Annotated in this window: 26 protein-coding genes; 8 read left to right on the top strand and 18 right to left on the bottom strand. The window is 51.8% G+C overall.

The window, feature by feature from the left end:
* Window positions 1-8: 8 nt before the first annotated feature.
* The 8 genes from AB5443_RS14960 (at window position 9) to AB5443_RS14925 (ending at window position 5,502) form a co-directional block, all read left to right on the top strand.
* Window positions 9-986 carry a hypothetical protein gene (locus AB5443_RS14960; protein ID WP_368113321.1) on the top strand — a complete coding sequence of 326 codons (978 nt, stop codon included), beginning with the start codon at window positions 9-11 and terminating at the stop codon, window positions 984-986.
* Between the two features lie 38 nt (window positions 987-1,024).
* The gene (locus tag AB5443_RS14955) at window positions 1,025-1,315 is read left to right on the top strand and encodes a DUF4120 family protein (RefSeq protein WP_368113322.1); all 291 of its coding nucleotides are present in this window, start codon (window positions 1,025-1,027) and stop codon (window positions 1,313-1,315) included.
* Window positions 1,316-1,419: 104 nt separating this feature from the next.
* Window positions 1,420-1,704, top strand: a complete 285-nt coding sequence (locus AB5443_RS14950; protein ID WP_237470275.1) for a hypothetical protein — start codon at window positions 1,420-1,422, stop codon at window positions 1,702-1,704.
* A 10-nt stretch (window positions 1,705-1,714) separates the two neighbouring features.
* Entirely contained in the window at window positions 1,715-2,467 is a 753-nt protein-coding gene (locus AB5443_RS14945) for an N-6 DNA methylase (protein WP_009127090.1), read from the top strand.
* A gap of 100 nt (window positions 2,468-2,567) precedes the next feature.
* Window positions 2,568-2,771, top strand: a complete 204-nt coding sequence (locus AB5443_RS14940; protein ID WP_009127089.1) for a helix-turn-helix transcriptional regulator — start codon at window positions 2,568-2,570, stop codon at window positions 2,769-2,771.
* A 52-nt stretch (window positions 2,772-2,823) separates the two neighbouring features.
* Window positions 2,824-4,161 (top strand): AAA family ATPase, encoded by a 1,338-nt coding sequence (locus AB5443_RS14935; protein ID WP_368113323.1) that lies wholly within the window; start codon window positions 2,824-2,826, stop codon window positions 4,159-4,161.
* A complete protein-coding gene (locus tag AB5443_RS14930) occupies window positions 4,158-4,895 on the top strand; it encodes an HNH endonuclease (RefSeq protein ID WP_270376355.1) in 738 nt (245 codons plus the stop codon). Before AB5443_RS14935 ends, AB5443_RS14930 begins: the two co-directional genes overlap by 4 nt.
* A 259-nt stretch (window positions 4,896-5,154) precedes the next feature.
* Window positions 5,155-5,502 carry a hypothetical protein gene (locus tag AB5443_RS14925; protein WP_117748011.1) on the top strand — a complete coding sequence of 116 codons (348 nt, stop codon included), beginning with the start codon at window positions 5,155-5,157 and terminating at the stop codon, window positions 5,500-5,502.
* Between the two features lie 45 nt (window positions 5,503-5,547).
* Here AB5443_RS14925 and AB5443_RS14920 read toward each other — a convergent pair whose 3' ends face one another.
* The 18 genes from AB5443_RS14920 to AB5443_RS14835 form a co-directional block, all read right to left on the bottom strand.
* On the bottom strand, window positions 5,548-6,027 hold the full coding sequence (locus AB5443_RS14920) for a glycoside hydrolase (protein ID WP_333490381.1): 480 nt from the start codon (window positions 6,025-6,027) through the stop codon (window positions 5,548-5,550).
* A 23-nt stretch (window positions 6,028-6,050) separates the two neighbouring features.
* A complete protein-coding gene (locus AB5443_RS14915; RefSeq protein WP_368113324.1) occupies window positions 6,051-6,548 on the bottom strand; it encodes a DUF3872 domain-containing protein in 498 nt (165 codons plus the stop codon).
* On the bottom strand, window positions 6,545-7,405 hold the full coding sequence (locus AB5443_RS14910) for a toprim domain-containing protein (protein ID WP_117963560.1): 861 nt from the start codon (window positions 7,403-7,405) through the stop codon (window positions 6,545-6,547). Before AB5443_RS14910 ends, AB5443_RS14915 begins: the two co-directional genes overlap by 4 nt.
* Window positions 7,406-7,411: 6 nt before the next feature.
* Complete coding sequence (locus tag AB5443_RS14905; protein WP_259024952.1) at window positions 7,412-7,975, bottom strand: conjugal transfer protein TraO; 564 nt, start codon at window positions 7,973-7,975, stop codon at window positions 7,412-7,414.
* Window positions 7,972-8,886 carry a conjugative transposon protein TraN gene (gene traN, locus AB5443_RS14900; RefSeq protein WP_368113325.1) on the bottom strand — a complete coding sequence of 305 codons (915 nt, stop codon included), beginning with the start codon at window positions 8,884-8,886 and terminating at the stop codon, window positions 7,972-7,974. The genes AB5443_RS14905 and traN overlap by 4 nt, the downstream gene beginning before the upstream one ends.
* Window positions 8,887-8,925: 39 nt before the next feature.
* Window positions 8,926-10,245, bottom strand: a complete 1,320-nt coding sequence (gene traM, locus AB5443_RS14895; protein ID WP_368113326.1) for a conjugative transposon protein TraM — start codon at window positions 10,243-10,245, stop codon at window positions 8,926-8,928.
* A complete protein-coding gene (locus AB5443_RS14890) occupies window positions 10,157-10,474 on the bottom strand; it encodes a hypothetical protein (protein ID WP_368113327.1) in 318 nt (105 codons plus the stop codon). Before AB5443_RS14890 ends, traM begins: the two co-directional genes overlap by 89 nt.
* Window positions 10,471-11,094: a conjugative transposon protein TraK gene (gene traK / locus AB5443_RS14885; RefSeq protein WP_009127078.1), complete on the bottom strand. Its 624-nt coding sequence runs from the start codon at window positions 11,092-11,094 to the stop codon at window positions 10,471-10,473. The genes AB5443_RS14890 and traK overlap by 4 nt, the downstream gene beginning before the upstream one ends.
* Window positions 11,095-11,115: 21 nt before the next feature.
* Window positions 11,116-12,129, bottom strand: coding sequence for a conjugative transposon protein TraJ (gene traJ, locus AB5443_RS14880; protein WP_009127077.1), 1,014 nt, complete (start codon window positions 12,127-12,129; stop codon window positions 11,116-11,118).
* Window positions 12,130-12,132: 3 nt separating this feature from the next.
* On the bottom strand, window positions 12,133-12,762 hold the full coding sequence (locus AB5443_RS14875) for a DUF4141 domain-containing protein (protein ID WP_117963558.1): 630 nt from the start codon (window positions 12,760-12,762) through the stop codon (window positions 12,133-12,135).
* Window positions 12,759-13,112, bottom strand: coding sequence for a DUF3876 domain-containing protein (locus tag AB5443_RS14870; protein ID WP_039969960.1), 354 nt, complete (start codon window positions 13,110-13,112; stop codon window positions 12,759-12,761). Before AB5443_RS14870 ends, AB5443_RS14875 begins: the two co-directional genes overlap by 4 nt.
* Before the next feature lie 41 nt (window positions 13,113-13,153).
* Window positions 13,154-13,597 carry a hypothetical protein gene (locus AB5443_RS14865; RefSeq protein ID WP_333491618.1) on the bottom strand — a complete coding sequence of 148 codons (444 nt, stop codon included), beginning with the start codon at window positions 13,595-13,597 and terminating at the stop codon, window positions 13,154-13,156.
* A 145-nt stretch (window positions 13,598-13,742) separates the two neighbouring features.
* The gene (locus AB5443_RS14860; RefSeq protein WP_368113328.1) at window positions 13,743-16,277 is read right to left on the bottom strand and encodes a TraG family conjugative transposon ATPase; all 2,535 of its coding nucleotides are present in this window, start codon (window positions 16,275-16,277) and stop codon (window positions 13,743-13,745) included.
* Window positions 16,274-16,600 carry a DUF4133 domain-containing protein gene (locus AB5443_RS14855; RefSeq protein WP_009127070.1) on the bottom strand — a complete coding sequence of 109 codons (327 nt, stop codon included), beginning with the start codon at window positions 16,598-16,600 and terminating at the stop codon, window positions 16,274-16,276. The genes AB5443_RS14860 and AB5443_RS14855 overlap by 4 nt, the downstream gene beginning before the upstream one ends.
* Window positions 16,601-16,603: 3 nt before the next feature.
* The gene (locus AB5443_RS14850; protein WP_368113329.1) at window positions 16,604-16,927 is read right to left on the bottom strand and encodes a DUF4134 domain-containing protein; all 324 of its coding nucleotides are present in this window, start codon (window positions 16,925-16,927) and stop codon (window positions 16,604-16,606) included.
* Between the two features lie 93 nt (window positions 16,928-17,020).
* The gene (locus tag AB5443_RS14845; protein ID WP_333493032.1) at window positions 17,021-17,680 is read right to left on the bottom strand and encodes a DUF4122 family protein; all 660 of its coding nucleotides are present in this window, start codon (window positions 17,678-17,680) and stop codon (window positions 17,021-17,023) included.
* A gap of 1 nt (window position 17,681) precedes the next feature.
* Complete coding sequence (locus AB5443_RS14840) at window positions 17,682-18,116, bottom strand: DUF3408 domain-containing protein (RefSeq protein ID WP_149935852.1); 435 nt, start codon at window positions 18,114-18,116, stop codon at window positions 17,682-17,684.
* A gap of 5 nt (window positions 18,117-18,121) precedes the next feature.
* A complete protein-coding gene (locus AB5443_RS14835) occupies window positions 18,122-18,874 on the bottom strand; it encodes a ParA family protein (RefSeq protein ID WP_368113330.1) in 753 nt (250 codons plus the stop codon).
* Window positions 18,875-19,026: the final 152 nt, after the last annotated feature.

Genomic DNA, 19,026 nt, shown 5'->3' with positions numbered 1-19,026 from the left:
CCAATCCTATGAACCCTATATCGCAAATTACGGAGTTTCTGCCCAGATATATCAGCCTATTTTATGTGGATTACCGGGACAGTCTGGATGAACATGAAGATATTCAGGAGAAATGTCTCCGGTCCAACAGCCTGGAAAGTCTGTATGAAAAGAGTTTCGAATGGTATGAAAGCCAGGAACAGGAGAATCTGGAGGAATATATGGACGAGACACGCAGAAATATGGAGAAAGCGGGTCTGTCCGGATTGTTTAAAGAACACGAGGAACAGATCCGTGACCTCATCTATGAGCGGAATGATTCGAATCCGGCAAAGGACCTGATACGGAATTCCTGCGACACCAATCTGTTCTATTCCCTCGGAGTAGAAATAGACGGTTACAGCACAGGCTGCCCGGAACGGGGTGAATCGGTATCCATGGCATGCTACAAGGTACGGCGTGCACTCCGCCTTCCCAAAGGAAAATTTGACGGACCGGTTAAAGAACTCGTTGAAAACGCTTCATACGGCGGAGAACTACGGATTTACTTCAATGCCCGGTTTGACAGACTCATCAGTCCCGGAAAAAAGGAGGATTTCCAACGTATCCGCTTCGGCGGAAATGTGGTGGTGGCCATCGTTGACAGCCGCAACGGTTCAGGTTATCACGTACACATTCCCTTGGACATCACCCTGCCGTTCTGCCGGGAGAATCTGTTTGTGGATTCACAGGTACATTATTCCTATGCGGTTGAGATCTGCGGCATGAGCCACGACTGGTGCCAGGCCACCCGGTGGGAGACGGACATGCGGCCCTTCAACGGTTCCATCCGGAAAAGCCGGATGACCGGATACCAACAACAGGAAGAGGCTTATGAAAGGACTTTCCGCAGCGGACGATGCACATTCGGAGACATGAACTACAAGCGTCACCGTGACGTACGCTACTCCAACAACTATCCGGCCGGATGCCGCTGCCCTCATTGCGGCACATTCTGGATAGACTGAATATCAAACGATTCATTCACTTTTAAAATTCTATCATCATGAAAATCTGTTGTTCACAAGAACATTACGACAAGGTCGTACAGTATGCCAACTCCATCCAGGACCGGACTTTGCAGAACTGCCTGGAACGTCTCCAGCAATGGGAAAAGAACGGACAAGGCTGTGAAATCGAACTTTATTATGACTCAGCCCCTTATTCGTTCGGATTCAGCGAACGGTATGCGGACGGAAAAATCGGCATTGTGGGCGGACTGCTGTATCACGGCAGCCCGGACCGGTCGTTTGCCGTAACCCTGGACCGTTTCCACGGATGGAGCATCCATACGTAAACCGCATCCGGATTGCGGCATGAGGCATACAGGAGAGGAACATCATCTCCACCTGTATGCCTCTTACCTTATATATATGTATCACCATTAAAATCATTTGTCTGATGAAACTGAACTATAACGAATGGCTGAAACTGGCTTTCTGGGAATACAACCGGTATCCGGATGAAGAACTGACGCGGGAGCTGTTTCAGGAAACCTTCGGTTCCGTGCCGGGTGTACACTACTACGAGAAATGGGTCCACTACTACGAAAAGAACCTGTTGGGCATGATAGCCTATTTCAGAGGAGAGGAGGACAAAGGACAGAAGTTCTGTGACATGGTCGCCCGGCAAGTGGAGCGGTATGTACAGAACCGGGAAGCATACACGGAAAACAATCACCTATAACAACAAGCATATGGCAAAATTTGAATTATCCAACGAAGTCAAGCCGCTCGACCGAATCATCAGCCGGTTGGCCGGAGAATGCGGCTACGAAGTCCAGCAGGTGTTCAATGACCTGCTGCGGTATATCATACACGGATTCTCACCGGGTGCTCCACCCCTGAAGGACTGGAAATACAAGCGGCAGCAGAATATGGCATTCCTGGAGATGACCCGGGAATGGGTCGGCATCATGCAACGGCAGACTGCCCTGTCCGGCTGGTTCGATGCATTCGGGGAGCTTCACATGGCCTACTGTTCAAAAAGCGGGCAGCAGTATCTCGGCCAGTTTTTCACCCCGGCTTCCATCTGCGAGCTGATGGTCCAATGTACAAGGACTGAGAAAGGCACTACGGGCAAACGCATCAGTGACCCGACCTGCGGAAGCGGAAGGCTGCTGCTGGCCTACCATGTACATTTTCCGGGCAATTACCTGGTCGGTGAAGACATCAGCCGGACCTGCTGCATGATGACCGTATGCAACATGCTGATTCACGGGTGTGTCGGTGAGGTCATCTGTCACGACAGCCTCATGCCGGACAAGTTTACGGACGGATGGAAAGTCAATCCGACCCTGCAATTCAGCGGTCTGCCTTCCATCCGACGCATCAGCAAGGAAGAATATGCTGACAATCATACAGCGGACAATCAGATACGGCATCTGTTGAATGCTGCAAAAGAACTGGAATATCTGGAAAAGAACCTGCCGCCTTCTTTATGGGACTGATGACCGCAGATATTCAAAACCGGATATCCAAAGAAAATTATGAATCAGAATGCAATGTAGAATAAATTATATAACTTTGCGCTGAAGTTTAATTTTGTATATGGATAAAGATAAAAATCTGAATAGGATCAAGGCTGTTTTGGCAGAAAAGCATGTTACCAGCAAATGGCTGGCAGAGCAGTTGGGAAAGTCAACCTGCACTGTCAGCAAATGGTGCTCGCAAAAAACGCAGCCGGATTTGCAGACCATCAATCAAATTTCCAAATTACTTGATGTAAAAAGAAGCGAACTTATTGTTGATTGAACCGTTTTGTTTAATATGGGACAATAGGATCGCATAAAAACATTCAAAGCATATGAGAATCAAAGAGGTCAATATAGTCAATTTCAAAGGTTTCCAGAACGAGACAGTCACTTTCAATGGAAACCTTACGGTTGTCATCGGAAACAACACGGCCGGTAAGACCACCTTGCTGAAAGCACTTCAAGTGGGTTTGGGAGCTTATCTGCAGAGCCTGAAAACGCTTCCCGGTGGAACTTACTATCGCCGCAATTTCAGTTCACTCGACAAATTCATGAGATTTGACCAGGAGCTGAGAGATTATGTTCCCAATACAGAGAAGCCCAGAATAACCATCCATGCCGATTTTCCGATAACCACATCTTCGGATGGGCATTGTCCTGAAGTGTCATTTGTACCCATCCGTTGGTACAGGGAATATGCAGGCAATTACACCACACATACACGCGTTTCGGCAGGTGAACTGATAGATGCGGTTCACCGTATGGAACATTTAAGGAATGAAGAAAAAGAAAACTCCATTTATCCGTTAGTCCTTTCCTTTGGAGCCAAAAGGACCAGTGATGCTCAGGCCAAAAGCAAGTCTACAGTCAAAGAAAGAGCATCCCGAATTGAAAAAGCCTACAAATTTGCCTTGCATGACAAAGTGGATTTCGAGGGAGCCATGGAGTGGTTGAAGCACTACGACAAGAATATCAAAGACAGGAAAGAATTTGAAGGCACAAGAGAGGCTTTTTTTGAAGCTTTGCAGCTGGCCATTCCAGCCTTGTCTGAGATAGATTTCGACAACGGAGAGATTGAAGCCGTGGTCAGCGTTACCGGACATACCCCATCCCGTCATCACTTTTCCTACATGAGTGACGGACTTCAGTCCATGATCAACATTGTCGCTGAAATCGCTCACCGCTGTATTGAACTGAACGGTTTTCTAGGACAGCATGCAATCAAGATGACTCCCGGAATTGTCATGATTGACGAAATAGACCTGTATTTGCACCCGCACTGGCAGAAACATGTCTTGCAGGATCTGACAAATGCCTTTCCCATGATACAGTTCATCGTATCCACGCATAGCCCTTTCATTGTTCAAAGTCTTCAGGAAGGACAGCTTGTAAGCTTTGACCCAAATGTCCTGACCTCTGGAGAACCCTTCCGGGAAGGGCTGGAGGATATCACTTCAGAACGTATGGGATTGCAGCAAGATATCCGGAGCAGACGCTTCAATGAAATGGTGGAAGTTGCATCACGCTTGTTTGAAGCAACCGATAAGGGAAGTGCGGACAGAGATGAGCTAAAGGCTCGCCTTAACGAAATCGAAGCGGAATTCAGCGATGACCCGGCCTATCTTGCGCTGGTCAAGACGGAACTTAAAGCAAGGCAGAAACAATTATGAGACCTGTTGAGAAAAAACGACCCGGAGAACTGATCTGTTACACGGATTCAAACAACCAAAAGATAGAACATCGGATAAAGGAACATTATCCTGATTATGGTGATGCCAAGTTCCCTTTGAGTGCCAACATCGGTGCTTTTTGTTCCTATTGCGAGGGATGTGAAAAAATCCCCACGCTGGATGTGGAACATCTTGCCGCTAAAAGTAAAGGTGGAGCTGAGACAGAATGGGATAATTTCCTGTTGTGCTGTAAAGTCTGCAACAGCAATAAAGGCACAAAAGTGGATGCCGATTGTCACTGGCCTCATTTGAACAATACTTATTATAGTCTTATCTATGATGAAACAGGGAGAGTCCATGTCAATGGCGATATGTCGGAACTGTCAAGGAAGAAAGCCCAGAATTTGTTGGACCTGATACAACTTCAAAGATACCCTGGAACTGACAAGTCTCCTTCTCCGAAAGACTTCCGATGGAAATATCGCTTTGAAGCATGGAACAAAGCATCCAGATACAAAGAACTCTACCTGAAAGGTGCTATAACGGAAAATGATGTGATAGACTATGCCCATTGTAACGGACAATGGTCCATCTGGTTTACCGTGTTCAAAGGTATAGACTCAATCAGACACCGGCTGATTACCGATTTTCCGGGTACCTGCATACATTGCTTTGATGAGAACAATCATTATGAACCTGTTGAAAGGAATCCTGGCTGTCCGGATCCAGTATGACAGCATCGAAACAGCCAATCTTTGACTTTGTATGAAATTCAAAAAGACGTGATTAACCCAAAACAGCATGATGGAAACAATAAACAAGCCCTTGACCAGCATAGATGACCTCATGGATGCCGAGTTCGGCAAAACCGGTACCCGGCAACGTGAAGCATTCCGTAAGGAAGCGTATGATTATTGTGTGAAGTCAAATTTGGAAAGAAAACAAAAGAAAATCAGAAACAGAATTCAGCAACAAAACAAAACCGTATGTATAATGAATGACTTACAGGAAAAAGCCAAGATCGGTTTTTATTGCAACCGGCCCTATGGAATGCGGATTGATTATGCTCAAAAGGGATTTGTTCTTTTCAACCGTTATGCCAATACGCTTGGCAACAGAGAAACCGGCTCCATTGAAAAACTTCCCTTGGAGAGTTTTGAAGATGTCAATGAGATTCCTTTGAACGGCATATTTGTCCAAAACGGGAACCATACTACGGACGTCTATTTCTACTCGGAGGAATCTAATCCGTACAGAAACGCGACGTTGGATTTGGAGGCACTGAAACAATACAACCGGTTCATCTATCCCCTGTCCATCCTTCTGAACCGGACATTGTAAAGCGCCAGCCGTGAACTGCATGATGCTTCACGGCTGGCGCTACATTCAGGGTACGAACAACCGTTCGTATTCTTCTTTCCTTCTTCTTTCTATGGACGGAATCTTCTTTCCTTTGTAATGGCAATATTTCACAAAGTCCGCATAGATATCCCTGTTACCGGATTCCAGCTTTCTGACCAATGTACTTTTGGGCATCTTTCCATAGCCGAGAAGCCGGTATGGACCCACCTGATAAGCAAGGCAAGCTATGATCAATGAATCTTTTCCCAAATGGCGAAAGAGGGCACACAGTTCCTTCAAATCCTTTCTTAAAAGCTGTTCCCCTTCCTTTCTCGTCAAACGGGATGGAAACCGTTCGCCCGGACGGATACGATGACCAAATGCCACATAGGGATAATGTTCCGGACCATGCCAACTTTCGTATTTCATGATACATTCAACAGCCGATTCCCAAAGCGGATTGACCGCATTTCCCTGGGCATTCAATCCTCCTGCAAGGATAGTCAGAAAGAGTGCCCAAAGCATACTGCGTCGTTTAGTCTGTCTTGTCATGCACCTCCTTCTTTATCCGGCTGCGAACTTTTCGGCTCATTCTCAGACTCCTCGTCGGCATGGTTGAAATCGAATTCCATCTCCACCCAATCTCCCCAGTTGTTCTCCACCACCACAACCAGATTCTGCGCTTCGTCACACCGGGAAGTATAATACAGCCGGAATTTCGCATCTTCCAGCAGATAGCGGTCATTCGGTTTGAATACCATCCCGTTCTCCAGTTTCAAGGAACCCGTTCCATCGTACTGAAAATACCGGATGGTATAGACTGTTCCGTCAAAATCCCCTTCACTCTTCACTTCACAGCGTATTTCCGCCGTTTCACCCTTGGCCAGCTGTTTGGGGACCGGCATGGTTTCCACCGTAAACGGGTACTGCTGCTGCACATCCAACTCCGAATCACAGGAGGAAACCGCCATCGCCAGTAATCCCATACACCACAAAACCAGCCAGCCGGCCATTCTTCTTTCGTTTCTCATACTTGTTGTCTTCATGTGTTTTCTTTCACTTTTATCAGATGTTCATTCAAATCCTTGCTTCCTTCATAGACTCCGGATCCGTCAGAAAGGCGGCTTCCGTATCGTTGGAGCAATTTGTTCAGTGCTGACTGCCCGGCAGCATCCCTGTCCAGGTAGCACCGGATTTCCCGGTAGCTGTCCAGCAAGGCATACGACCTTTCCAGATTCGACACGGAGTTCAAGACCAGACAGTCTTCTTTCCCTGCCAGTCCCAGGACCAAGGCTGAAAGGAAATCCATCACTCCTTCAAACACGCAGCACTTGTCCTGCTTGTGATCTGAAAGAGGAACCAAGGACAGGTCCTTTGGAGAGATGCATCCCTTAAACCCGGGATTGCGTACCTCGTAGCCACCGCTCCGGTTGGCAAAGCCGATGGCAAAATACCGCTTTCCACGGATACTGTAGGATATTTCCCGGCAGTGCGTTTGGGCCAGAAACGGTGGTATTGCCCTTTTCTCCAAGTAATCCTTCAAGGCCGGATGGGACAGGCCGGCTACCTTCACCTGTTCGAAACAGGATGCCGATGGCTGCCGGGCAGACCTTGGCCGAGGAGCCAACGGCAAGTGTTCCGATTGACCCGAGAGAAAATCCACCTGCCTGCTGAAGTCCGTACTTCCCGTCAGTTCTCCGGCAAGGTGGAATATGTCACCACCTTTGCCGAGCCCAAAATCGAACCAGACATTCCGGTCTGTATTCACCTTGAACGAGGCAGTCCGCTCTTCCCGCAGCGGAGACCTGTACCATACATCCTGTCCTCTCCGGTAAGCGGGAGCAAACCCCAACCGGGTGAGCAGGTCGACCAAAGGCACCTGCCTGAGCTGTTCTATCTCCATCCTGCATCAATCCAGATAAAATCGGAATCCGGCACCGCACTGCAACTGGCAACGGTCCAGGCTGCCGCCCCACAGGAAGCGTTCCCGCACGGAGGCAGTCAAGGCAATCCGGTCACTGAGGTAAACTTCCATTTCCAGGGTCAGGGCACCGCCATAGACAAAGGCATCCCCGTTCTTCAGCCGGGCCCCGTCATACAGTGTCCGTTCCGACCAGTTCAGCGTTTCGTATCCGGCCAATGCGGACACTCCCGCGTGAAAGAAGAGGGTTTTCCCTGCATCGGATAGTAGTTGGAGATAATAGCCCCCTTCAGCGGTAAACTGCGCAGACGGCAAGGTGACCATCCGGTAATCATGCTTCCGGTAGAGGTATTCCGCACCGAACACCCATCTGTTGCCGCCCTTGGCATGGGTGGTCACACCCAAGCCGGCAAAATAACCTGCTGAAGGAGCCATGCCTCCACGCATTTCCACGGCCTGCATCCCGGGCAGGCAGCGCTGGGCAGCAGCCTGCCCTACGGAGAGGGCAAGCAGGCAGACCAGCATACACATACACATCCACTTTCTCTTCATCGTACTTTCAGTTCGTTGACGATTTCTGCACGGACAAGGTCTTCATTGACCACTTCAAAACGCTGGTGACGGCCACCTTGTTTCTCAAACATCTCGACCACCAGTTTCTTGTCGTCCGGTATCGTAAACTTGGGAAGGGCGAATACCGTACATTCCGAGTCCCTGCCGTTTACACGTGTCACATAATTATAGGCACGCAACGGATAAATCACCTGCTCCTGCATGGCGGTCCGCTTCACCACTTTCTTGTCCACGATCTTGAAGGTAATGAAGTCCACATCGAACGGTACGTGCGAGGTGTTCTTCACCTGGGTATGGAAATAGAGCAGGTCGCTGTGGGTATACATTCCCTTCAGCAGGAACTGGACCCCGAAACGCTTGCTGCCGATGTGGCGGATACGGCGCTTGTCATTCTCATGGACAGACTTCATGATCAGCCGGACCAGCCGGGGGGACTCGTTGTCAAGTTCTGTCAGGTAGATTTCCATGGCGTTGTTCGGACGGTTCACCGATTCCCCGTCATGGATGAAGTCACACATCTCCACATTCAGCAGCAGGGGCTCATCGGCATACTTGACATTGAAGGTGTAAAAATTTCCGTCTTCGGTAATGACCGACATGTTGGTCTCCTGCCGGAAATGGCGGGTCGTGGCTTTCACGCGGATGACATTCTCGGCACCGTCAGCCTTGCCGGCAATCAGGTTGGGTGACCCCAGGTCCACGTATCTCACCGGTGCGGGGAAAATGACGTGGACGGTCTTGTCGTACGTGATCTCCAGCCCGTGGGGTGGAATCATCCGGCTGAAACCGATTTTCCGGGTCAGTCCTTCATACAGATCTCCGTTGCTCTGCTGCGCCATGGCAGCCAGCATGCCCGTCAGGAGGGCAAATACCATAAGAATCTTCTTCATGTGCTTGGGTTTAACGATTGTTTTGATGTTCATTGTTTCTTATTGTTCCGGGGAATGGAGCAGCACCCGGTGTCCGGCCTTGAGCGTGACCTTGACCGTACGCATCCTTTTGGTGATATACTGCGAAACGCCCTGCAGTACGCCTTTTCCCACATCCGAAGCAATCTGGGCTCCGGCATCGGTGGAGATGTTGATGCTGCTGTTCATCGAACTGCCCATGTTGGCTGCAATTTCCCGTGCGGCATCATACTCCAGCGAATGGGGAATCAGGATTCCCTGCTGCCCGTCCGTATCATAGACTTCCAGTTCCACGGGAAGGATGCTGCCACCCGCTTCCAAGGTATGAATGACGATTTCCAGCCGTTCCCCCTGGATTCGGGTTGCACCGACCAGCACGGTCCCTTTCGGGATGAACCGGTCTGCCACGGCCATGGGTTCCGTAAGCCGGAGCCGGAGAGCCTGCCCGTCGGATACGGTCTGCGTACCATGCACACAGGCGGCAATGGTATTTCCGGTTGTCACGGTCTTCCTGCCGACGGGGGTGTGGAATCCGGTATTCCGTTCACCGGCATAGACGGAAAGGAACTCCTCTTCCGTCAGGGGTGCGGAAAGGCTGGACACCACCTGGTTCTGCAGCCGCTTGACCGGCATGGCCGGACGGTCTTCCGCTTTTGCAGCAGGCAGGACGGACGGGGCTGCCTGCCGGCTGTTGTACCTGGCGGCCAGTTCATATGACTTTTCCATGAGGGCCATTTTCTCTTCCATTCCCGGGGATGTTTCCTGTCTGTCCGCCTGCTGCCGTTCCAGTTCTTCGATTCTTTCCAGCAGCTTCTCCTTTTCTGGATCCGCCGCCGGTTCATAGATGCTCCCGAGGGTACGGTTCATCTGCCGGTATGCTCCGGCGGAGGAAGTGACCGCTCCGGCAGGACCTTCCATCCTTTCCGGGTCTGCATCCGGTTCCTTGGGAAAGGTATCCGGCAAACGGACACTGTCCTTCGGCTGTTCGTTCCGGAACATGGATTCGGCCGTATCAAAGAAGGTTTTCCGTTTCCGGCTTTCCTGTTCCAGCAATGCCTTCTCATAAGCATCCTTCTTGTTGCCTTCCAGTTCCTTGTCCTCGGGGGAAGGGATTTCGGTATTGAACCCTTTCCCCCGGTTCTGTCTGGTCTCTTCCTCCTTCGAAGGAGAAAATATCAGGTAAAGGCTGCCCAGACACAGCAGGCCTATGAGCGGATATACCACGAAGCGGGCACGACGGCGCTTCTGTTCCTCAGTCAGCGGTTCCCCGTCCCTGCGGAACGGAATCCTGAACGGCTTGAGCAGCCGTTCCAGCTGTTTCTTGATTTCTTCTTTCTGCATCTTCGGTTATCGTTTGAATAAAATGTTTCCGGAGTGTGTCCTGTCTCATCCACAGATATTCCGTATCACGGCTCCTGCCGTCCGTCAGAGGGGCAACGGCCGTACAGATACAGGAAAGGGCAAACGGGACGAACAGGATGCCCAGGACAATCTTTCGCTGTTTCCGGCCCAGCCGGCGGCAGAACAGTCTGAGTGCCAGGTCTGCCTGCCTGATCGGATTCCTTCTCATCGCTCCACACTCCTCAGGTCCTTGTTTTCCAGAATGGTCAGGTGCTCGATGATGAATCCGTTGGGGTTGTCATCCGAACGGGAAGTGTTCTGGAGCTGGCACTCGGTGACCAGCGAACGCTCCGTCACGTTGCTCTGCCGGATGATCATCTGCCGGGCATAGGTACGGGCCTTGTAGGGGTAGGCGGAAAAGTCGCAGAGGACGCTGTCCACCCGCACCGCCTGGTTGATGTTGCCGGATATAAGACGGTTGTAATACCCCTTTTCGGCAAAATCCACATAATAGTGGTAGGCACTCTTGTCGGCCAGTTGGAGCGCACGGTTGATGTTGTGCTCGATGGCGTCTTTCTGCGGTGACAGGCCGAAGAAGAGTTCATGGAACCTGCGCACATGCTCCCGGGCTTCGGCCGGACGGTTTTGCGCCAGATCCTGCGAGAGGGCCAGCATGAGCGACTTGCCGCCGTCCAGCACATAGATCTTCTCGCGCTGCTTCTCCGCAAAGCGGTAGGAGTGCCACAGGGCGAAGACGGTCACGAGCGTGCAACATGCTACAAAGGCTGCCAGCATCAGACGTATCCGTCTGAAACTGCTTTCGATATTGGTCAATGACTTGAATTCCATCTGTTCATGATTGTTTTTCGGTTATTTTCCACGCAGGCGTCCTCCGATGTTGCCCAATGCAGAGCCGGCTGCGCCCGCGGCAAATCCTCCGGCCTTGGTTGCGGTACGGTTGATGTTGCGGCTGTAGTTGCCCGCTCCACCGGCCTGTACAATCCAGCCGGCCACGGTCGGTACGGTAAAGTAGCCGATGATGCCGATGAGCATGAAGATCACATACACGGAATTGGAGTTGTCCAGCGAATAGTTGGGATTGTTCTGGAGCTCCAGGATGTCGTTCTGAAGCATCAGCACCTGTATCTTGGCCAGCATGCAGCTGAACAGGTCACTCACCGGGAGCCACAGATAGACGGATATGTAACGGGTGAACCACTGGCTGAGCGTGGATTGGAAGCCGTCCCACACGCTGAAGGCGAAAGCCACCGGACCGAGGATGGAGAGAACCACCAGAAAGAAGGTACGGATCGTGTCTATCAGCAGGGAAGCGGCTGCAAACAGCAGCTCAAGCAGGCTGCGGAAGCCGTCGCGGATGCTCTTTTCCAGACTGTACATGCCCACTTCCATGTACATGCCCATCCGGGTGGCCATGGCATCGGGAGACCAGCCGAGTTCGTCTATCTGACGGTCGAACTCCTCATCGCTCACCAGGTAGGCCGTTTCCGGATTCCGCAGCATGGCTTCCCGTTCCAGCCGGTCCTTCTGTTCCCGGTACTGCTGCATGTCCATCGTCTGCCCCTCCAGCATCCTGTGGGTTCCCTGCACGATCGGACTCAGTACCGTATTCATCGTTCCGAGCACCAGCGTCGGGAAGAGCATGATGCAGATGCCGATGGCAAACGGACGCAGCAGCGGATAGACATCCACGGGTTCGGCACGGGCGAGTGACTGCCAGACCCGCACGGCCACATAGAACAGGGCACCGAGTCCGGCCAGACCTTTACCTACCGCCATCATGTCCCCGCACAAGGGCATCATCTCCTGATACAGGCTTTCCAGTATGGTATGGAGATTGGAAAAATCAACGGATAACAAAACCATAGGCTACCAGTATTTGGAGGTTTCACTTCCGTAGAGCGCCAGTACGCGGTCCAGATCGTTCTTCTTCCGGGCACGGAGGATACTCACGGCAATGTTCCGGTTCGTATAATAGTTCACCAGGTTGCGGTAGCGGCGCATGCTGGCATGACAGCCGTCCACCACATCCATCCGGTCCTTGTCCGTCATCGAGAGGGTACTGACATTGATGACCTGTCTCAGGTCCTGCAGCACGCCGTTGCTCTCTTCCAGCAGCCGGGTGTACCCGAAGGCGATGGCGTCCAGTTCCTGCGGGGAAAAATTCTCGTCGCCCAGCATCTTCCGGAAGTTCGTCACATAGATTTCCGACACATCGCCGACCATCAGGATGATTTCACTGACCTTGCGGGCATCCTTCACCAGGTTGTTCACGGATTTCAGCGCATCGTAGTATTTCTTGTACTGCTGGTAGATCTTCACTGTTTCCGCAAAGTTCTGTGCGGTATTGGTGGCCGTTGCGGAAGTGTGCACGATATTGTCCGACATGTTGATGATGCTCTGGGCCAGGTTGCCCGGATCGGTCACCACCCATTGCGCCCGGACTTCTCCGGCCAGCAGCAGGGCTCCCATGCCCAGCAGGAGAACCGCTCTTCTCATGGCTTTACCTCCTTCCTTACATAATCCCCATTCGGGGAGAAGGTCAGTATGTCGGCCGCCTCGTTGTAGGCGACATCGATGCGGTAGCCGGTGTTGATGAACAGGTTCCCGTCCTCTTCCACCAGCAGGTAGGTTTCCGGCTTCAGTTTTCTCGTCCTGCCGCTTCGGGAAAACACCGTCACCTTGTAGGCATCCCCTTCCTTATAGATAAGGACGTCGGGCTTGCCTTCCACACTGCTCCATGAACCGCAAAGGCGGTCACAGTTTCTGTTTCCGCTGCAGCTCTGGAGCAGCAGCGTTGCCGCCCCGACCAGGCAGGCGGCCAGTCTGTACAACTGTCTGTTTTTCATGTCTTGTCTTTTCATGATGTTGTTCTTGTTTTGCCATCTGTTCAGAGTCCCTTCCCGCGTCCTTTCGGTTTGGCGACAACCGGTATATGGGCTTTCCGGCAAGGCTGCCGGTTGCGTAACGGACGTGAAGCCGGCTCCGTTTCCCGGGTTTGCCTTTTGCCGGTCATCCCTGCCATCCGTTCCTCCAGTTTCCTGCAGGCTGTCTGCGCCTGCTTTTGTCTGACGGTGTCGGAAGCACTCCGGTCTATACCGTACCTGACCAGAAAAGAAGGTGTCACAAACGGGTTTTCCACATGTCCGGGATCGGCTTCCAGTGTCTTCAGTTTCAGCCATTCTTCATGCAACCGGTCCAGATACGCAGCGGGCGGACGGGTACAGAGGCGTTCGAAGACCTGCTCTACGGCCCGGGTCAGCCTGGCATCCACTTCAAGGATATCGGGCACGGAACCTTTCCGCCTCTGCTGCCGGTATTCCTCCGGATCCATGTCCTCCAGCTGCCGGTACAGTTCGTAGTCTTTGGAAAAGCCGTAGTGTTCACGGATATCCCGCGGAATATCCCAGCCGTTCATCAGGGACCAGTAGAAGCACTCCACGATTTCGCTGCGTTTCTGCGGGTCGGTTTCAAAAGGGTCATTCATGGTTGTCTTGGTTTAACAGGTTACTGTTTCTGGCGGCTTTCCTACGGTTGGCCAGCTGCCTGACAGCCAGCTGCAGATTGCCGTCCAGTTCTTCCGTCAGCTTCTGAAGTTCCAGCTTTTCCGATTCTTCCGTCGTATAGATGGCGTATTCCTCCTCGCTGACCTCGGTGGCATATACGGCCGAATGGGTACCTCCCAGTCCGATCCATACTTCACGGTAGATACGCCCGGGGTGGTTGGCCTGGTTGATGGACAGGATCTGCCCCCGTTCCTTGTCGGTCAGCCCCAGGAGTTTCTGGATATGGTCGAACTTGTTCATGTATTTCCGCTGGTCCAGCAGGATCTTGCAGTCGCTGTTGTTGATGATGGCTTCCTTCACGACGGGCGAACTGATGATATCGTCCACTTCCTGCGTGACCACCACTGCCTCACCGAAATACTTTCTGACGGTCTTGAACAAATACCTTATATACCCACTCATATTGGCGGACATCAGCGCCTTCCAACACTCTTCAATCAATATCATCTTGCGGATGCCTTTCAGACGGCGCATCTTGGCGATGAAGGTTTCCATGATGATGAGTGTGACCACAGGCAAAAGAACCTTGTGGCTGCTGATGTTGTCCAACTCGAATACGATGAAGCGCTTTTCGGTCAGGTCCAGTTCCTCTTCCGAATTCAGCAGGAAATCGTAGTCACCGCCCCGGTAGAAGGGTTCCAGTACGTTCAGGAAACCGTCTATGTCAAAATCCTTTTCACGCACTTTCTTTTCCTCAATCATCCGGCGGTAATTATCCCGCACGAATTCGTAGAAGCCGTTGAAATTGGGTTTCAGCGTCCGGTCTTCGGCAATCCTGCGGATATAGGCATTGACCGCACCCGAGAGCGCCACCTCTTCCGAACGTTTCGGGGTTTCATCCTCACGCTTCCAGAGCGTAAGTATCAGGGTCTGGATGCTCTCACGCTTTTCCACGTCATACTGCCGGGTTTCCGAATAGAACGGATTGAAGGCGATGGGCTTGTCTTCCTCATAGGTCAGGTAGATGCCGTCCTCCCCACGGGTCCGGTTGTGGATCAGGTTGCAGAGTCCCTGGTAGCTGTTTCCGGTATCCACCAGCAGGATATGGGATCCTTGTTCGTAATATTGCCGGACAAGGTGGTTCGTGAAGAAGGACTTGCCGCTTCCCGAAGGTCCGAGTATGAACTTGTTGCGGTTGGTGATGATTCCCTTCCGCATGGGCAGGTCGCTGATGTCCAGGTGGACCGGAACACCGCTCCGGCGGTCTGCCATGCGGATGCCGAACGGACTGGGAGAGCTGCGGTAGTTCGTCTCCGAGGCAAACAGGCAGACGGCCTGCTCCAGGAAGGTATGGAAACTTTCCTCGGCCGGAAAGTCACCGGCATTTCCGGGAATGCCCGACCAGTAGAGTACGGGGGTGTCAACCGTGTTGTGACGGGACACGCAGCCCATCAGGGCAAGCTGGCTTCCGGTATCGTTCTTGATGCGCCGGAGCTCCTCCCCGTCATCCGCCCAGGCCAGCACGTTGCAGTGGCAGCGTACGGGAAGCAGTCCTTGGGTATGGGCTTCGTCCAGAAACATTTCCGTCCATTCATGGTTGACGGCATTGCTCCGGCTGTACCTGGACAGGGACAGCATGTTGCGCGAGGTCTTTTCCATCTGCTGCAGGATTTCCTGGGCATCGTCAATGAACACATACTGGGAATAGATGTGGTTGCACGAAAGCAGCAGCCCGACAGGAGCGGCGAACGAAAGCATGCAGTCACTGCGGTCGGTGGACAGACGCTCATAACGTCTGTCCGTAGCCACGCTTGCGGGCAGGTCCTCCGTATCGGAAAGGACATGCAGGCAGAGACGTTTGTCACCTACCCTCATCCGTTCGGGATCGAGGCAGATGTCCTGCAATACGGGAGGTCTGTCTTCCATTTCCAGGGCCAGGTACTTTTCGAACAGCCCGGGAGCGTCTTTCGTACCGACCAGTTCTTCCGTTCGCAACCGTTTCATCCGGACATGGCCGGAATCGTTCATGATACGTTCGAACTGCTCCACGGCTTCGAGGAACTTCACCACGGCATCCCAGTCCGTGATTTCCTTGGGGAGGATGTATCCCCGGCACAGGGTGCTGAAGTCGCTCCGGCGGCGGGTCCGCTCACGCGTGGTCTTGGTCAGGTATAGGAAACAGCGGTGCCGCAGATAGGGGCGCTCGTTGAAATGGCCGGCATAGCTCCGGGACAGGAAGCTTTCCGCAACGTCTCCCTCCGCAGAGTAGCTTTCCCGGGTGAACCAGTCCTGCTTGTACACGACCGAAAAGGCGGGAAGCACCTTGATGGCCTTCACCCAGGTGCCGTGCATGGCCTCGTACTCGGCGGATGTCACGGTATAGAGTTCGGGCAGCTCCACTTCATAGGCCACCGTAATGTCGCCATCCTTGCTGACGATGCAGTTGTTCTCCACGGCCAGGATTGGAAAGCGGCTTTCCAACTCAGCGATTTTCAATACGCTTCTCATTTCTTCTTTTTCTTCTTGGGGGTTAATAGGCTTCTTATCCGGCGGCGGACAGTCAGGTAGCGGGGATGGCTTTTTTCGGCCAGCGCCTTCATCAGTCCGTGTTCCCCGTACCGGGCATTCAGGCGGAAGGTCATCCATACGGTCAGCGAACCGGAGAAGGCCCCGAACGTGAGGCAGACCCACTGACTGACACCGGCCATATAGAGGATGACCACCACCAGAAAGACCGATACAAGACCGCCGGCAAAAATGAACAGGTACTGTGACTTCAGTCCCTTGAACTCAATCGGGCGTCCGGCGCCCTTGTTGATGCGGTACTCCATGGATTAAAGGAAGAATGAGCGGAGAATGGTGGCTGCCACAATCAGGAAGATGCAGGCGAAGAACCAGCTCGCCGCCGTCTTGGACGTATCCGGATCACCGCTGCTGAACTTGCCGTAGGTCTTGATGCCGCCCACCAGACCGAGAACGGCACCGATGGCATAGCAGAGCTTGGTGGCGGGGTCGAAATACGAAGTCATGAGGCTGGTGGCTTCGTTGATGCCGGCCAGACCCTGGCCCTGTGCAAAAAGACCGGCTGCGAACAGCACGCTGAATACGGATAAGAGGATTCTTTTTCTCATGATAGAATCGTTTTTGAGGTTTGACATAAATTTGATTTCGGTGACAAATATATCAGTAAAGGAAAGCGGTTGGACAGGTGTGTCATTAGATGGCACCGGATGGCATCAGATGGCGCATGGTCAGATATATTTCCGCCATCCGTCCGCAGGGTTTTCGTTTTCTTTCGGGGGAAGCGGCTTGGGATTTCCGTCTTCATCCAGATACCTGTCCAGAAGTTCGTCCACCATTTTTGCGTTTTCCGCATTGGACGTGAAAATGTCAATCAGGTTGCTCTGCTGGATGGAGAATACAATACGGGCTGCCTGCAGGGCCTTTTCCTCACCGACCTCTCCCTTGCGGGCCAGGTATTCCCCCAGCGTTTCCATATCCCTGCTCGAAAGGACCGGCGAAACGGATTCCACATCGGGGTTCCCGGCATCCAGCTCTTCCTGCTCTTGCTGCAGGAGTTTCATCTTTTCAAGGGCAAGATTGCATTCTACCTCTTCCTGTTCCACATTCTCCTCTTCCCCGATGAAGTTCTTTTCAAGGGGCTGGCTCATGAAAGGGGCAGCCGTCTTGCCGGCATTCTCGTCCAGGTAGACGTAACGGGTGCTTCCCATCACCTCATCCTCAGAAGCTACAGCCCCCGTTCCGGAGGCTTCCGGCTTTTCTTTTTTCACGGGTGGCTTTCCATAAAGCAGGGTGCAGACGGTTTCGATACGTGTCCGCCAGCGATACACGCTGTACAGCAGATAAACGATGCATACAATCCGGACACAAAGATATATCAGTTCTTCCATATCAGAATGATTTTTGGGTATTGCGACGAAATAGCTCGTCAAGTTCTTCACTATAAGTATCCAGATGATGCGTCAGCACATTGTCCAGAAAAGCGGGTATAGTCATATCTGCATTAAAAATGGGAAGTGCACGGGCCAATCTTTGATAGATTTCGTAACTGATATAGGTTTGCCGCTTTTGGACAGTTTTTTTTCGTTCCAAAAACTGCGTCCGATACAGGTCCAGCCTTTCATCCATATTCGGGTCGGTGTGTACCGCTTTGCGTAACTTCTTCTGCTCACGTTTTTCCACCTCTTGCACTTCATTTTCTGATTCTCTGGAAGGTAGATTTTCAATGCTGCCTGTCTCTGGTTTGGCACATGAGATGGACTCACTGGCCATCATGTCCTTCAGGGCATCTTCATTCACCTTGAATATTTCTCTTTTCTTTGCCATAGTTTTTATCCGGGAAAAATGATACGTTCCATTTCCTGCGCAAATGCTTCCAGTCTGCTGTCTTTTAGGAGAATTTCAGAAGGAGGAAGCAAAGTGCAGCGGAAATGCTGCCTCGACAAAGGAGTCATCTCCTTGTTAAATCGCTCAAGGTCAGGAAGCACGGTCTCAAACACCTTCAATCCCATGCGGGATATGATGGTATTGTACATCACAAAGAGCTCCTTGGACGTGCGGCTGTCCATGCGGTTCCAAAACAGATGTATGTCTTTCAAGGGAGCATTCGGATGCTGGCCAATGAAATCCTGCACGGTCGAAACAAAGGAAAGACTGCTCTGCATGACCATCCGGTCTTTCACGATGGGGGTGAAAATAAAATCCATGTTCATGACGGACTCGAACACTCCACGGGAATTGACCGTACCGGGAAGATCGAAGAATATCAGGTCATAATCACCTTCCAGCCTGCCGGGAATCTTTGCGGCCTCTTCCGGAGTAGAAGTGACTATCGGATAGGCCTTGCGAGTGCTGTTCTCAAACTGGCGGCAGAAAAGCCGCTGGTGATACTCGCTCTTTTCCAGGTTCTTCAAATCCCTTCCCCGTAGTTTGTCCAGGCTAAACTGGGGATAGTCACAGTCAACAACTGCAACATTCAACCCTTTTACATAATTGAAATAACTGGCAAGTACTATCGTTACCGTGGACTTGCCCACACCGCCTTTCTGGTTACTGAAGGCGACAAGAATCGGACGTTTGTTCATTCCTTTTCGTTTTTGGGGTTAATATTCACTTTCTCTCTTTTTGTTACTCCACATGTACTACCCGGTAATCTCGTATAGAACCATGAAGCAAACACATTCAAAATCCTTCATGTATTGCATGGTTGCATCAATATATGATTGCAATACGATGT

Source organism: Bacteroides sp. RTP21281st1_H5_RTP21281_210402, assembly GCF_040918965.1.
Classification (GTDB): domain Bacteria; phylum Bacteroidota; class Bacteroidia; order Bacteroidales; family Bacteroidaceae; genus Bacteroides; species Bacteroides congonensis.
Note: the sequence above shows the minus strand (reverse complement) of the source record. Positions and strands in the feature narration are given on the sequence as shown.

Bases quoted from the DNA above. Each gene is read 5' to 3' on its own strand.
- AB5443_RS14960 (WP_368113321.1), top strand. From the start codon at position 9: ATGAACCCTATATCGCAAATTACGGAGTTTCTGCCCAGATATATCAGC.
- AB5443_RS14955 (WP_368113322.1), top strand. From the start codon at position 1,025: ATGAAAATCTGTTGTTCACAAGAACATTACGACAAGGTCGTACAGTAT.
- AB5443_RS14950 (WP_237470275.1), top strand. From the start codon at position 1,420: ATGAAACTGAACTATAACGAATGGCTGAAACTGGCTTTCTGGGAATAC.
- AB5443_RS14945 (WP_009127090.1), top strand. From the start codon at position 1,715: ATGGCAAAATTTGAATTATCCAACGAAGTCAAGCCGCTCGACCGAATC.
- AB5443_RS14940 (WP_009127089.1), top strand. From the start codon at position 2,568: ATGGATAAAGATAAAAATCTGAATAGGATCAAGGCTGTTTTGGCAGAA.
- AB5443_RS14935 (WP_368113323.1), top strand. From the start codon at position 2,824: ATGAGAATCAAAGAGGTCAATATAGTCAATTTCAAAGGTTTCCAGAAC.
- AB5443_RS14930 (WP_270376355.1), top strand. From the start codon at position 4,158: ATGAGACCTGTTGAGAAAAAACGACCCGGAGAACTGATCTGTTACACG.
- AB5443_RS14925 (WP_117748011.1), top strand. From the start codon at position 5,155: ATGAATGACTTACAGGAAAAAGCCAAGATCGGTTTTTATTGCAACCGG.
- AB5443_RS14920 (WP_333490381.1), bottom strand. From the start codon at position 6,027: ATGCTTTGGGCACTCTTTCTGACTATCCTTGCAGGAGGATTGAATGCC.
- AB5443_RS14915 (WP_368113324.1), bottom strand. From the start codon at position 6,548: ATGAAGACAACAAGTATGAGAAACGAAAGAAGAATGGCCGGCTGGCTG.
- AB5443_RS14910 (WP_117963560.1), bottom strand. From the start codon at position 7,405: ATGGAGATAGAACAGCTCAGGCAGGTGCCTTTGGTCGACCTGCTCACC.
- AB5443_RS14905 (WP_259024952.1), bottom strand. From the start codon at position 7,975: ATGAAGAGAAAGTGGATGTGTATGTGTATGCTGGTCTGCCTGCTTGCC.
- traN (WP_368113325.1), bottom strand. From the start codon at position 8,886: ATGAAGAAGATTCTTATGGTATTTGCCCTCCTGACGGGCATGCTGGCT.
- traM (WP_368113326.1), bottom strand. From the start codon at position 10,245: ATGCAGAAAGAAGAAATCAAGAAACAGCTGGAACGGCTGCTCAAGCCG.
- AB5443_RS14890 (WP_368113327.1), bottom strand. From the start codon at position 10,474: ATGAGAAGGAATCCGATCAGGCAGGCAGACCTGGCACTCAGACTGTTC.
- traK (WP_009127078.1), bottom strand. From the start codon at position 11,094: ATGGAATTCAAGTCATTGACCAATATCGAAAGCAGTTTCAGACGGATA.
- traJ (WP_009127077.1), bottom strand. From the start codon at position 12,129: ATGGTTTTGTTATCCGTTGATTTTTCCAATCTCCATACCATACTGGAA.
- AB5443_RS14875 (WP_117963558.1), bottom strand. From the start codon at position 12,762: ATGAGAAGAGCGGTTCTCCTGCTGGGCATGGGAGCCCTGCTGCTGGCC.
- AB5443_RS14870 (WP_039969960.1), bottom strand. From the start codon at position 13,112: ATGAAAAACAGACAGTTGTACAGACTGGCCGCCTGCCTGGTCGGGGCG.
- AB5443_RS14865 (WP_333491618.1), bottom strand. From the start codon at position 13,597: ATGGATCCGGAGGAATACCGGCAGCAGAGGCGGAAAGGTTCCGTGCCC.
- AB5443_RS14860 (WP_368113328.1), bottom strand. From the start codon at position 16,277: ATGAGAAGCGTATTGAAAATCGCTGAGTTGGAAAGCCGCTTTCCAATC.
- AB5443_RS14855 (WP_009127070.1), bottom strand. From the start codon at position 16,600: ATGGAGTACCGCATCAACAAGGGCGCCGGACGCCCGATTGAGTTCAAG.
- AB5443_RS14850 (WP_368113329.1), bottom strand. From the start codon at position 16,927: ATGTCAAACCTCAAAAACGATTCTATCATGAGAAAAAGAATCCTCTTA.
- AB5443_RS14845 (WP_333493032.1), bottom strand. From the start codon at position 17,680: ATGGAAGAACTGATATATCTTTGTGTCCGGATTGTATGCATCGTTTAT.
- AB5443_RS14840 (WP_149935852.1), bottom strand. From the start codon at position 18,116: ATGGCAAAGAAAAGAGAAATATTCAAGGTGAATGAAGATGCCCTGAAG.
- AB5443_RS14835 (WP_368113330.1), bottom strand. From the start codon at position 18,874: ATGAACAAACGTCCGATTCTTGTCGCCTTCAGTAACCAGAAAGGCGGT.